Origin of the sequence: 'Nostoc azollae' 0708 (genome assembly GCF_000196515.1) — a bacterium.
In the GTDB taxonomy this organism is placed as follows: Bacteria; Cyanobacteriota; Cyanobacteriia; order Cyanobacteriales; family Nostocaceae; genus Trichormus_B; species Trichormus_B azollae.
Map to the genome: position 1 here is coordinate 1 of NC_014249.1, position 12,258 is coordinate 12,258.

The following is a 12,258-nucleotide window of genomic DNA, read 5'->3' on the forward strand; positions in this document are numbered from 1 at the left end:
TATTACCAGTCAAAGTCTAAATGATCAGAAAACTATTTCCTTATTACTATATGATTTACTAATCCAAGAACATAATATTGTAAATCGTAGACCACAAGGCTTCCCCAATGATGGTAAAAGAGCAGTAACTATTCTGCCTAAAATCATTACAGGTGGTTTAGACTTTATTAGTAATTTTTAAGAATCTGCTTTGAAGATAGCAAATACTATATTAGAACACATCTGCCCAATGGGGAATATTAATCAATATTATAAGTTACAACTTAATATTTTATGCAAGGCACTTTTATCTGTTGAAAACTATGATACACGCTTTAATGGAAGAAACCTAATTGATCAAGGATAAATAATTACACAAGATCAATCCGGGTGGAGAATTAGAGATTCACTTCGTAGCAAAATCAAAGAGATTCTATCCGAGCGCAAAATTTCATCAAATCAGGCATTACTTTTCTGGGATTTATTAGTTGAATTACATCGAGAAATTAATAATGTGATTTCCTATTCTGAAAAATTTCGTAATGTTTTAATTCAGGATTGACAGTGGGTATTAAACTCGCTAAATAGTTATGAAACTCTAGATACTTAACAACTTACTACTGCTCGTAACACTTGGGATTGGCATTACTGATTTGATCGAGATCCTGAACTCAAAAAAATAGTAACTAACTCTAAAGATTTTTTTCAGAAAAACTAACTATTCCCAGAATATGCTCCTCTTCTTGAGAGAGATACTTTCCAATAGAGAGTTTTAGAAAAGTGGGGAGAGGGTATAAACTAAGAACTAGTTAATCCAAATAACTTACAGAGTATTCATGAATGTATTCAGACTAGACTTCCATTTTTGGGAAATCCTAATCAAATATCTATACCATTCATTGTAGCTGCTAAATTAGGTGAGAAAGCAGCACAATGTGAAGTCATAAATAAGTTTCTTGAACAAGTATTAACACTATCTTTTGAAAACCCCGAGTCTCAGTTTGCTACAATAGTTTGTAAAAACTGGGTTTGGATAACTAGAAAAAATAATTACTCAGAACTAACATAGGTATTTCAGAAGATTCTACAATGAACTAATAATAATAATAAAGAAAAAATTGTAAATCTGATTCAAGGAATTTATGAAACTACCTGGGATAGTATCTCAGATACAGAAGTAAATATTTTATTAGAGCAGAAAAATAATTTCTTACAGACTAATTCATCTATCCCCTTTCTCAGTTTAATGGGTGGAATTTTCTTTCCCAATTTAGACAGAATCAAAAATACACTACAAAATGTATTTAATGAGCTTGATAATCAATAATTGCTTAATCAGTTAACTACATTTTTAGCATTATTAGACTATGCAATACATTCACTGAATATTAGGACTAATAATGTAAATAATCCTTCCTTGAGTTATGGGATTTTAGATCAAGTTTTACATCCACCTGACATGTATAATCTTAATGGTAGAAGTATTGACCATTTACAAGAAATATTGCAAATATTTGCTAAACTAGATTTGGAGTGGCTCTTGAATGCTGTATAAACACGCTTAGAAATGTCTTTAGAATCCGATAGTTCCACTAGAATACGAAATATTACCCAGTTTACAAAGATTATCTGAATTGGTTATTCCTATTTGTTTAGAACAAGTAAATGATAATAAAGTAAGAAACATACTCACAACTATACTATAATATATTGATACTTCTCCAATGTTAGTGTATAGTTTACCTCAGCATTTATTTGAGGTTACTCTTAATAGAGTATTTACCAGTGATTTAGTTATAGAAAAGCTGCGAGATTCTAAAGTAAAGGAAAATCCACAAGAAATTTATCAGTGGTCAAATTTTGCTGGTTATTACCCAGAAGAGTCTCCTAACCGGCGTAAAATTGCCCATGAGACTTACTCTCTAGCAATTCAATTTAATGATAGTAATAAATATTCAATTCTACAAGCTCTGACTAATCCTAAATAAAAAACATGGATGTCAAGTATAGGAACAGTTGCTGCAATTTTTGAAGCAGAGGTAGAAACAGCAGAACAAAAACTAGAGACTGAAAATGATTCAGTTCTTAAACCATACTGGGAATGGAGATTGCAATTAGCATAAGTAGAAATAGAACGTCAAACTGAACTAGTTAAAGAGGAGATAGAAGAATAAATGCAGAAAGATTAAAAGATTATATAAATAACAGCACTAATAAGTTATAATAAATAGTTGATACATTAAATGTATATAGTTTTTCATTATTTTTGCATGATACATCTATCAATAAAATTAAAGAATTTGAACAAATAGGAGGTGATTTATCTTGTATAAATACTCTTGTGAATGGTAGAGAGGATCCCCATAAACTACTAGAAAAACTACTCTGTGATACTAATACCTGTAATGATATTTTTAGATATTCTGGAACAGAAATTACTTTTGAAAATGCCCGACTACTTTAGTTTCAAGCGTATCTTGCAACAACTTAGGCTATATATGACTCAATTACAAGTAAGATTTCTCTATTTTTTGTCTTGAATCAGCCTGTAAAAATCTGACTAGTCCATCACAATTAATTAGCCACTTTATCAAAGAAAATAAATCTTCTTATATTAGTTACTTTATAAAAGTAAATTATGGTTAGTTTATGGGTACTTGTTATGCTATAAGAAATTATTTTGTTCATCATAGTGCTGTCAATTATGGAAATTTTTTCCAGGGTACAAACCTAGTAGATAAATCTAAGATATCTCAAGATGCCTGGAATTTTATCAATGATAAAATAAGAGGATATAACGTAACAAATGATCAACATCGTTTAGGCTTAGAATTTGAATAGAACTCTTATTTAGATGGAGTTAAGATGCCTGTTCTCATGAAGTACAAAAAGCATTCCATAGCCTAGTTCATAAACACAAAATTGGTGAATACCATCTTCCCAAAGATTCAATTGTCATTGGTGCGGGTAATCGCGCTCAAGATAGTGCAATCGTTAAACCCATGTCTTCACCTTTACTCAACCGCATAGTTCATGTCCATTTAAAGGTTTCCCATTGAGACTAGTTAGATTGGACAAAAATCATGATATTCATCCCTGGGTAATTGAATATATTAAAACTCGTCCAGATCATCTCTGGAGTCAACCTCCTAAATATGAAGGACCTTTTTCCTTGATCGGGCGACAAGGAATATAAAACTAATATAGATAAAGGGTTAAAGGTAATAGATGCACTCAAAAAATCTGGTGCTTATTAACAATTTTATGGGGTTATTAAACAGCTATTTATAAGGTGCAGTTTGATGGTAAAAAAGAATGGTCTCATCAAAATAACAAAACAATAAAAATAAATACTACCATCATTTTATCAAGAAATCCTCGAATAATACCTGAGTAATAGACAGTTAATCATCCTGAAAATGGTGGTGTGGGTACTTCAAACACAGAAAAGAGTCAGAATAGGAAGATTAGCAGCTAACCTGCCATTACCAATAGAAGAAAGTAGCCATCGTCGTCATATACAAAGATTTTTGAACTCTAATCAATTGAGTGTAGTGCTGCTATAGTTTCCAACTATTGCACCAATTTTAGCACGATTACTTAAACCACTCTCCCAATTGGTAATTGCTATAGACAGAACACAATGGAGAAGCAATACCATTTTGGTGGTAAGTGCAATTTATCAGAAAAGAGCATTACCACTATATTAGTGTCTGCTAGATAAAGAGGGTTGCAGTAATTTGCAAGAACAAAAAAGTATTACGTTTAATAATTAGGTTATTGAAAAATAATCAATTAGTCATTATTGGGGATAGAGAATTTCATGGTACTGACTTAAGGAAATGGTTACATACTCAGGGTTTGAAGTATATCTTCAGACAAAAAGGACACCACTTGAGGGGGCGACAAGCAAAGTGAAACAAAAATACTGAACTTTAGACTAAATCGGTGATCTTCAATAAAAGAAGGGAGTCTGATTGAATACAGTTCCCCTTTTGGCAAAAGCTAAGAGAAGAATCACCTACTCTTACTCACCAATATGGAACGTACCTCCTTAAAAGGATTCCGTCAAACCACATATAAGTACTTAGGCAGAGTGAAAGACGCTAACTTTGAATTAACAGATGCGATATTACTAACGAGAAATGTTTATTGTCTAGCAGAGTTGTCCCTATCACGCCTTGTTTAGACGAAAATGCACAAGCCTCTAGGAGGCACTACAAGACCGCAGACCACAGCGACAGAAATTCATGCACCTAGATTATAGAACAGATACCAACCATGGAGAAACCTCTATTGGGAGGAGATCATACAAACTGGTCACAACCAGATACAGTCAAATTGAAAGAGAGAACCTATGAAGATAAGTGGTACATCCATAGCTGGAAATAAACCAATAACCATAGGACAGGGGTATAACACAATTGCTTGGATACCAGAAAAAGAAGGGAGTTGGGCATTACCTCTAAGACATGAACGAATCACAAGTGCCGAAAGTCCCATCTCAAAAACAATTTGGTAACTCAAACAAGTGTGTAAATATTTGGCTACCAGACCAATTTCCGTTTGGGATAGTGAATACGTTGTGGGCCTTTTGTCTTAGAAACTGGTAATATTCCCACAGATATTCTCGTTTAGTTGCGTTCAAATTTGTGGTTATAGGGTGAACCGGGAGATTATTCTGGGAAAGGCCGTCCGAAGAAACATGGTGATAAATTTAAACTGAATGAGCCAACAACATGAGGTGAGACAACATCTGTATTAAAAATAAATGACCCAAAATTGGGACATGTCCGGGTGAGATTATGGAAAAATTTACACTTCCGTCAGGCTGCTACACACCCACTGTTACTAATTAGGGTTAAATATCCCAACGCGCAAGGTAACATGAGAGTATCTAAACGTTTATGGTTGACTTGGGTAGGAGAAGAAATACCACCCCTAGAAGAAGTTTGGTCTCTTTACTTGCGTCGCTTTAACATTGACCATTGGTATCGCTTTTTAAAGCAACGTTTGCATTGGAATATACCGAATTTAAGCACTCGTAAGTAGTGTGAACAGTGGAGTGATATCATGCCTCTGATAACTTGGGAATTATGATTAGCCCATGATATCGTTACTGATCATCCTCTACCTTGGCAGAAGTCTCAGGATAGTTTGACCCCTGGAAGGGTTACTCAATCCATGAGTGGAGTTTTTGCAGCCATTGGTACTCCTGGTTCTGCACCCAAACCTCGCGGAAAGTCTCTTGGTTGATAACCCGGACAAAAGCTTCACCGTAAAAATCCTTACCCCCTCGTCAAAAAAAGTATCACAGTCACCTAAAGAACCATCTGTTGCTGTTTAATACTCAAGGTTATTCATACTTTTTCTAAGTCTCTGATTAACTCAGCCCTACTGGATCATTTTCCATACCTTAGTCTAAACTCCAGTTAATAAGTTTGAAGTAGATATTTTAGCTTAAATCAATTCGTAATTCGTAGTTAAAGAGCAGAAGCCTAGTATATTAATTTTGTCTTCTCTAACATCGTGAATTTTTGAAAATCTCACTCCTGTCACGTTTTTAATTAATTCGGAAATGATGTTTATATCTAACAAGTATAAATACGTCATCTTTAAAATTTAATACCGTCTAAAGGTAATAATCCTGCGTCCACCTCAGCAAAGTCTTCGTCCAGTACTTCAAGAGTGGAAAGGATTTGCAAGACCGATTTTCTCTTGATGAAGGAAATCATGGCAAAGAGAATACCATTTTGTATAATGGTAAGGGTTTCGGCCGTTTTTTTGGCTAGTTTAAGTAGGATTTGAAGGTTTTTTGGGAGTTCTACAAGGGTAATTTATGTCATGGTGGGTTCTGGTGTTAGGGAATAATAACTTTGGCGTACAAAAAAGGAAACAGGGAACATCTAAGAAACCTTAGTTCTGAATCTAGAGCTCAGTTGAAAAAAAACAGTGTCATTATTTCAATCTCATGTTTAAAAACATGAGTTTTTTCTGTTCCCTTTTCCCTGTGAAATCTATTTTACCTATGAGGGCATTGGTAATTAGAGAAGTAAAATATTTATTTTTTTAACAAAGGAGATTCCTGAGACTGGCAGGGCAAATGCACGCCTAATAGAATCAGCCGTAAATCGTTGTGTGTTCCCAAATTCTAATTTGACAATATCTCCTCTATTCGGAAAATAAGAATTAACTACCAATCCTCACTCCCCACAGCATTTCCCGTTTCCAATTTAGGATGAAATCAGGAGTTATACCAGGAGAGCAAATCATCAAGCGTATATTTTTTTCTTTTTTGTGGTGTAATCACAATACTGTTAGCGTCCACACTCAAATTTATCGCTATCCCTTCTGTTAAATTATACAACTGCATAATCCACATATCGCCGCATTTCCGGAGCTTGAAACCCTAACACAATATCTTCCTTTACTATCCCTCTTTACACAAGTTCTTGAGCTACTCTCATTTCCATCATATTTTGCTCAATCCAAATCTTTCCCTGCTTAATATCCAAATATAAAACACAACCATATACCTGCCGATGTTCATCCTATACCATATTCATGATCTAGTAATGGTCTTGTTCAAGCTCAAAAACGGTGTAGCAATTTATTAACCCATTGGCGATGAGAATAGCTGCATAATCTGTCAACAAAGACTGAATTATATGGGGATAAGAATCTATGGTATCCATTATACAATTACCTCTTAGATCGGGTCATAAATAATTTGTTTAATTTGATATGTTTACTAATAAAATTTCTGCAAATTCCCGTTTTAAAAAAGTTTCATAAGTAACCACAAGCATAGCTAAATAGAGAATACGAATTAGATCACTGATTTCTAAAGCCAGGTGATAGTTCAAAAACTGTCCTAACGCAGCATGGTAATTGGTCAGTGGCGAATCACTCGAGAGGGTCTTAATTTCAACTGCAATTTTTTCTTGGTCTCGCGCTGCTGCTAATAGTTGCTGGGTAACTAAATCAATTTCTTTCCTCTGTTCCGCCTACTTCTAGTCGCAGGAAATGATCGCTTATCTACCACTGCTCATTTTCCAAAGAAATTCTAACCACAGGATGAATCTATCTTTAGCTGCCATCGCTATCTTTCTCTGATTTACTTGCAATTTATAGAACAGTTGAAATAAAGAATGCACTTCGCCCCATCACACAGCGGAGCTATTCTCCTATTGCGTGGAGATCCGCGGAATATAAATACATTCGCGGAGCGTCTCCTAGAGAAACCCCTCCAGGACAATTGAACTGGGGCGGAGTACAAGCCAAGCTCCCCCTGCCATCTACCTCTTCTGACCGTAATTACACGCACCAAAAGCCATCTGGTGTGTTAACCAAATATTCCCAATGAGCGAACGCCAAGTTAGACATGAAATTCCCTGTACATTCACGGGAGGGTAGAATATAAAAAAAGCTTCCTGAAACCACGCTTCCAGGAAGCTAGATGTTAATTGTCATGTGATGGTTATTTCCCAGATGGATATTACTAATGTTGAGGTAAGCAACGTAGAAAGTCTCCCTCCCTCCGCCAGTAGAGTTGTATGTCATGATACTTCTGCATCTGTTACCGCTGAATTAGTAGAGGAGGTGATTCGCCAATATTATTACCTTACACCTGCTGTAGCAAATGATGAGGAGTTGATTTTGGCTTGGGCAGGGTCACAGAACCGTGAGCAAACTAAGCGAAAATACTATCGCTTTGGTCAAAAATTACTCACTTGGTTGAAAAATCAAGGTGTACGAGATTTACGGCTGGTTCAGGCACCAAAGTTACTGGAATTTATTGCTAGTTGGGGTGAGGTTTCTCCTTATACCAAATCTAACCAGGTGCTAATATTGCGATCACTATGGAGCTATGGTCATGGGGAGAATGTTGGCTATTTCTTACGGAATATTACTAGTAGTATAGATTACGATAATTTCAGTGACTTACCAAAGGCAGAGCGTTATTTAGAAGATTGGGAGATGGCACAGTTGGCTGATGTTGCCCAACGATTGAGGGAGCAGTACTGGCTAGTTTTTTCTTTGCTTTTTTATAGTGGGATGCGGGTGGGTGAGGTTGGTCGGGTGACGGTTCCTGGTGATAAACCGGGTCAGCCGAAGGAAGATTATCCGGGTTTATATTGGCACAATTTTAAATGGCAGCCCGACCCGATACCAGAAGATAGTTCCAGGGGATATTACACAATTAAGTTTCGGGGCAAGGGGGGAAAGTACCGGGAAATTGGTTTGGATCACGAAACTTCACGGATCTTTAAGAAGTACCGGGGGATGGCAGGTGAAAAGATGCCAGTGTTTCCGAATATGTCACCTAACCCGAAAAAGCGGGGTTTACCGTTGAGTGACCGGGCAATTAAAAGGTTGATTCAGGATATATCTGAGGTGGCGAAGGTAAAGTTTTCTTGCCACTGGTTACGGCATTCTCACGCATCGCGGGCGGTGGATAGTAAATCACTGTTTGAGGTGCAAGACCAGTTAGGGCATAGTAAGAGCGATACTACTAAGACCTATGTTCGTTCTAAAAAGGATGCGGGAACGGGGACTGTATTACCGAGGTTTTGAGGAGAAATATCAAAGTTAAAACAAATCCTTCGTTCTGTTAAAAGTCGCACCTTGGATTAAATCTTGAAATTATTGTTACTTAATTTTTTAGGAATGAATAGAAATCATTTTAATACTTAGAGTGTGATAAATGGATCTTTCTGGTTTTTAATTAGTAATAAATTCTGTTGCCTCTACAGATAAAGTTAGCCCAATATATAAAGCGTCCATTGCCCCTACTCCAAATTTACTTGATTGTTCATAAGCTGTGGCAATAATTGTATTTATACCCTTTGCCCAGTGAGAAACTTCCTCAAAAAATGCTTCATAAAACTTAACTTCAGTTTTTTAGTGATTATAAATTGCTTTTGGTAATACCTCTAATTTAAGAAAAATACTAGAAGCAAATTCTCGGTTTTCGTCCTCCAGAATTTGTAAGGCCTGTTCAGCGATCTCTCCTTGAGAAAGAGCAGTATAAATTAAAATACTAGCCTCAATAAAATTACGATTCATATCAGGTCTTCTCCATATCTACCTCGACATTCTGCTTTCTCTTTGTCTACTTCTTCAGCCGTTAATAAAGGCATACCAGAATCAATTATCTCTTGGCGGATTTTTCCTAACTTTTGGCCCAACTTAGAAGCAGATTGTTTTTGGTATTTTAGAGAATCAATAAAAGCTAAAATTTTTGATTATTCATCTGTATTTAAATCTTACTATTTGTACATGAACAAATGACAAAATAGTCGAAAAGGACTATCAGATAAAGATTATACTGCTTTATAGTAAGAAAAGATAGAAGCAGTCTTTTCAATAAAGACTATCTATTAATGGAGTTACAAGAATTCTATAAGACAGACCTAAAAAATCAGTTGAATCTAGCAGAGTATATATTGCTCAGAATGATGATCATTCTGCTGCGATCATTAGAAAAAGTAAGTTTAGAAGCTTTGCTTACTGACATAACAATTCCGATTAAATCTGAAAGTAGAAAAAGAAAAATACAGAGACTTATATCTTTACCAAACCTAACAATTGATAAAATCTGGTTCTCGATTATGAAAACATTTTTAGAAACATATTTCAGAAATGAAAAATTAATTTATATACTGATGAATAGGATAGCTTGGGGACATATCAATTTATTCATGATTAATATAGTTTGGGATCAAAGAGCATTTCCTATATATTTTGAATTATTACCAAAGTTAGGTAGGAGTAGCTTTGAGAGATAATCACGGATAGTGAAGAAAAGTTTACCCATTTTAAATAACCACAAAATCTGCTGCCACTCGTAATCCATGACTTTAGATCAACAAAATTAAATTAGGGTCGAGTCTCAATAAGCGTAGCGACCCTTGGATTTTTGGATAGCTGACCGCATCGCCTCAACTTCTTCCAGTAACGAATGTTCTCTAGTCCTGACCTCGCAATATTTGCGAGAGTTAGGCGATTGACGCTCAAGTTTTTCTGTTTTACCAATTTTCGGTAATTGGACAAGTTCTTTACTCATGACCCAAACTCCTAAAAAGCTTGGGGTATACCAACTAATTTTACCAACTTAAGCACAAAAGTTAGTTTTGCACAGTTTCTTAGAAAAGAAATCAACCTTCCACAGAAATTTGTGTTGATCCGGTAAATTGAATTACATGAATATTGAGTATCTAAGCAGCATAAGATATTAGCTGATTCTGTTAGTTATCGACTCTAAATCCGGGATACCATTACTGGAATTTACTGGTTAATTCTTCATTTAAAACTTGTGTCCGTACCTGAATCAAAAGATGGCTACCTTTGGGTATCCAACATATTTATTGCTTTTTCAAAAACCGCTTGCTGACAATCTAGTTTACTGCTGATTCTGTAAAACTAGTGGAAATAGTTTCACCACAGCAACAACGTTCTCAATAATTGGGAATATAGCTTTCATTATTAGAGATATAACTCTCCAACTCCCTCACTATTTTTAGCAGTTTATTGAACTCTTTTGATGCTTTATCATCTAGTTGAACTATTTCTAAAATATCAATCACTAGGTCAATTAACTCTAATACCATGAATACATTACCATGCCAAAGATAGCACTTAATACGTTTAATTTGTTTGAGGCTATCTTCTTGAATCTGCTGATATTTCCGACCCAAACCCCTGACCATTTGCTTGATTAATATTATTCTTATTCGCATTGTGATATAAAACCAATCCAGTAAATACTGTGTATCGGGGTTTAAGTAAGATATTAGCTTGGGAAGTTTATCATCACCATCTGATAGAAAAGTTATTTGTTGGTTCATTTGCATTCCTTAAAACTTTAACACCTTAAAGATACGGCGTTGAAGTTTATTATCGTAGCAATAAGTCATGCAAAAACGTTTTGATGTGCCGTCTGCTTTTATACTTTTACCAACAAAAACTTCAAAGTTACTCGCTTTTTTCAACTTCTTACCATAGGAACGAACATACTCGCCATCCAAACCAACTAGAAGTGGAAAATCAGGTCTAGGTAACTAGTTCCAGTCTTATGGGCATCCTTCAATATATCCCCCCCCTTTTCTTCGTACCGGAAACATTTAACCAGTTCCTTGTACGCTATCAAGGCATATTTACAAGATGGTTTAGAGTGTTTATTAACTAAACAAGGAAGTTTCATCACTGAAGATTAATATACAGATATTGATAAAGCTAATGATGCAGTAATTTTGCGGACGGAATCCTACTTTGAAGAGGTAGATCCCCAGAAAAATCAATATTTAAAGGATTTACTGCGCCAACTTGACATACCGGAGAAGACACCAAGCTTTTCCATTTTATTCAGACTTTACGCCAAGAATTAACCCAAGGAGAAAGTGCCATTGTCTTTACCCAGTACACAGACAGAATGGACTATCTGCAAGATGCTTTAAAACAATTGTATGGTAGTCAATTAGCTTGTTACTCTGGACAAGGTGGGTAAGTATTAACTGTTAACAATTCACCGTTGACTGAACAAAATAGTCAGGATTCAACAGTCAATAATCAAACTACTTGGCGTATAGTTCCCAAAGAAGAGATTAAACATAAATTTCGCCAAGATGAAATCAAAATTCTGCTTTGTACGAAATCTGCATCAGAAGGATTAAACTTGCAAAATTGTGGAGTGTTAATCAATTATGAGATCCTCTGGAATCCAATGCGCATAGAACAACCTATAAGCGGAATTGAAAGAATTGGACAAAGATATCAAACTGTCCGCATCCAGAATTTTTATTGTGATGGCACTCTAGAAACAAAAGTTTATAGAAAATTACGCGATCGCATCAATGCCTTTGCTACTGTTGTGGGTAATCTCCAACCCATTTTAGCCAAAGTTCCCACTTTCATTGAATAGGTAGCTATGAGCGTAGATCCAAAAGAAGAGGATGTATCGATGTATGAGTTTGACTCGGTATTAGACACACCTCTTCGTCCAGGAATTGAAGCAATGGTGACAATGGATTTGGATGCTGATTTGGCAGAAATTGAAAAAGCTATTCCACCCACTCCTTTTACACCAGAAAGCATTGAGCATTTATTTACGACATCGGCAATTTTAAAATCTACTGGGGTGATTTTTGAGCCAAACGGGAAAGGACTTAGTTACTGACTTATAAAGGCAAGGAACACCAGGTTACTTTTTACACAGCTGTATTTGATAAAATGTCTTCTCTGAGATTGATGAATTTTAGAGAAACTTTGTTTGCAGGA

Annotated in this window: 17 protein-coding genes and 3 pseudogenes; 13 read left to right on the forward strand and 7 right to left on the reverse strand. The window is 35.5% G+C overall.

Annotation, left to right across the window (positions count from 1 at the left end):
* The first annotated feature begins 1,306 nt into the window (after window positions 1-1,306).
* The 9 genes and pseudogenes from AAZO_RS24960 (at window position 1,307) to AAZO_RS44440 (ending at window position 5,031) form a co-directional block, all read left to right on the forward strand.
* Window positions 1,307-1,534: a hypothetical protein gene (locus AAZO_RS24960; protein ID WP_013193268.1), complete on the forward strand. Its 228-nt coding sequence runs from the start codon at window positions 1,307-1,309 to the stop codon at window positions 1,532-1,534.
* Window positions 1,535-1,703: 169 nt separating this feature from the next.
* Window positions 1,704-1,967, forward strand: coding sequence for a hypothetical protein (locus AAZO_RS24965; protein WP_013193269.1), 264 nt, complete (start codon window positions 1,704-1,706; stop codon window positions 1,965-1,967).
* Between the two features lie 9 nt (window positions 1,968-1,976).
* Window positions 1,977-2,102, forward strand: a complete 126-nt coding sequence (locus AAZO_RS41940) for a hypothetical protein (protein ID WP_013193270.1) — start codon at window positions 1,977-1,979, stop codon at window positions 2,100-2,102.
* A gap of 741 nt (window positions 2,103-2,843) precedes the next feature.
* Window positions 2,844-3,033 (forward strand): annotated as a pseudogene (locus AAZO_RS44420) (MoxR family ATPase); the annotation flags it as partial.
* A 16-nt stretch (window positions 3,034-3,049) separates the two neighbouring features.
* Complete coding sequence (locus AAZO_RS44425) at window positions 3,050-3,175, forward strand: hypothetical protein (protein ID WP_420807089.1); 126 nt, start codon at window positions 3,050-3,052, stop codon at window positions 3,173-3,175.
* A 223-nt stretch (window positions 3,176-3,398) separates the two neighbouring features.
* The gene (locus tag AAZO_RS35970) at window positions 3,399-3,545 is read left to right on the forward strand and encodes a hypothetical protein (protein WP_187289696.1); all 147 of its coding nucleotides are present in this window, start codon (window positions 3,399-3,401) and stop codon (window positions 3,543-3,545) included.
* A gap of 214 nt (window positions 3,546-3,759) precedes the next feature.
* Window positions 3,760-3,897, forward strand: a complete 138-nt coding sequence (locus AAZO_RS44430) for a hypothetical protein (protein WP_420807090.1) — start codon at window positions 3,760-3,762, stop codon at window positions 3,895-3,897.
* Between the two features lie 439 nt (window positions 3,898-4,336).
* Complete coding sequence (locus tag AAZO_RS44435; RefSeq protein WP_420807091.1) at window positions 4,337-4,501, forward strand: hypothetical protein; 165 nt, start codon at window positions 4,337-4,339, stop codon at window positions 4,499-4,501.
* A gap of 260 nt (window positions 4,502-4,761) precedes the next feature.
* A complete protein-coding gene (locus AAZO_RS44440; protein WP_420807092.1) occupies window positions 4,762-5,031 on the forward strand; it encodes a hypothetical protein in 270 nt (89 codons plus the stop codon).
* A gap of 1,307 nt (window positions 5,032-6,338) precedes the next feature.
* Here AAZO_RS44440 and AAZO_RS44445 read toward each other — a convergent pair.
* Window positions 6,339-6,674, reverse strand: a pseudogene (locus AAZO_RS44445) (element excision factor XisI family protein).
* A gap of 39 nt (window positions 6,675-6,713) precedes the next feature.
* Window positions 6,714-6,968, reverse strand: coding sequence for a XisH family protein (locus AAZO_RS24985; protein WP_228371821.1), 255 nt, complete (start codon window positions 6,966-6,968; stop codon window positions 6,714-6,716).
* 502 nt (window positions 6,969-7,470) lie between these two features.
* Here AAZO_RS24985 and AAZO_RS35975 point away from each other — a divergent pair.
* Window positions 7,471-8,556 carry a tyrosine-type recombinase/integrase gene (locus AAZO_RS35975; protein WP_187289699.1) on the forward strand — a complete coding sequence of 362 codons (1,086 nt, stop codon included), beginning with the start codon at window positions 7,471-7,473 and terminating at the stop codon, window positions 8,554-8,556.
* A gap of 327 nt (window positions 8,557-8,883) precedes the next feature.
* On the opposite strand, the gene AAZO_RS40435 is transcribed toward AAZO_RS35975, so the two are convergent.
* Both AAZO_RS40435 and AAZO_RS41945 read right to left on the reverse strand, forming a co-directional pair.
* The gene (locus AAZO_RS40435; protein ID WP_228371807.1) at window positions 8,884-9,048 is read right to left on the reverse strand and encodes a hypothetical protein; all 165 of its coding nucleotides are present in this window, start codon (window positions 9,046-9,048) and stop codon (window positions 8,884-8,886) included.
* Window positions 9,045-9,170 carry a hypothetical protein gene (locus AAZO_RS41945; protein ID WP_266890031.1) on the reverse strand — a complete coding sequence of 42 codons (126 nt, stop codon included), beginning with the start codon at window positions 9,168-9,170 and terminating at the stop codon, window positions 9,045-9,047. The genes AAZO_RS40435 and AAZO_RS41945 overlap by 4 nt, the downstream gene beginning before the upstream one ends.
* A gap of 195 nt (window positions 9,171-9,365) precedes the next feature.
* On the opposite strand from AAZO_RS41945, the pseudogene AAZO_RS25005 reads away from it, so the two are divergent.
* Window positions 9,366-9,767, forward strand: a pseudogene (locus tag AAZO_RS25005) (IS4 family transposase); the annotation flags it as partial.
* A 107-nt stretch (window positions 9,768-9,874) separates the two neighbouring features.
* On the opposite strand, the gene AAZO_RS35980 reads toward AAZO_RS25005, so the two are convergent.
* The 3 genes from AAZO_RS35980 to AAZO_RS35985 all read right to left on the reverse strand — a co-directional run bounded on the left by AAZO_RS35980 (window position 9,875) and on the right by AAZO_RS35985 (window position 11,009).
* Window positions 9,875-10,048 (reverse strand): hypothetical protein, encoded by a 174-nt coding sequence (locus tag AAZO_RS35980; protein ID WP_013193275.1) that lies wholly within the window; start codon window positions 10,046-10,048, stop codon window positions 9,875-9,877.
* 391 nt (window positions 10,049-10,439) lie between these two features.
* Window positions 10,440-10,829, reverse strand: coding sequence for a hypothetical protein (locus AAZO_RS27970; RefSeq protein WP_144031420.1), 390 nt, complete (start codon window positions 10,827-10,829; stop codon window positions 10,440-10,442).
* Window positions 10,830-10,838: 9 nt separating this feature from the next.
* A complete protein-coding gene (locus tag AAZO_RS35985) occupies window positions 10,839-11,009 on the reverse strand; it encodes a hypothetical protein (RefSeq protein WP_187289697.1) in 171 nt (56 codons plus the stop codon).
* Between the two features lie 503 nt (window positions 11,010-11,512).
* On the opposite strand from AAZO_RS35985, the gene AAZO_RS40440 reads away from it, so the two are divergent.
* Entirely contained in the window at window positions 11,513-11,902 is a 390-nt protein-coding gene (locus AAZO_RS40440) for a helicase-related protein (protein WP_041643998.1), read from the forward strand.
* A 6-nt stretch (window positions 11,903-11,908) separates the two neighbouring features.
* Window positions 11,909-12,157, forward strand: coding sequence for a hypothetical protein (locus tag AAZO_RS40445; protein WP_041643999.1), 249 nt, complete (start codon window positions 11,909-11,911; stop codon window positions 12,155-12,157).
* The last annotated feature ends 101 nt before the right edge of the window (window positions 12,158-12,258 follow it).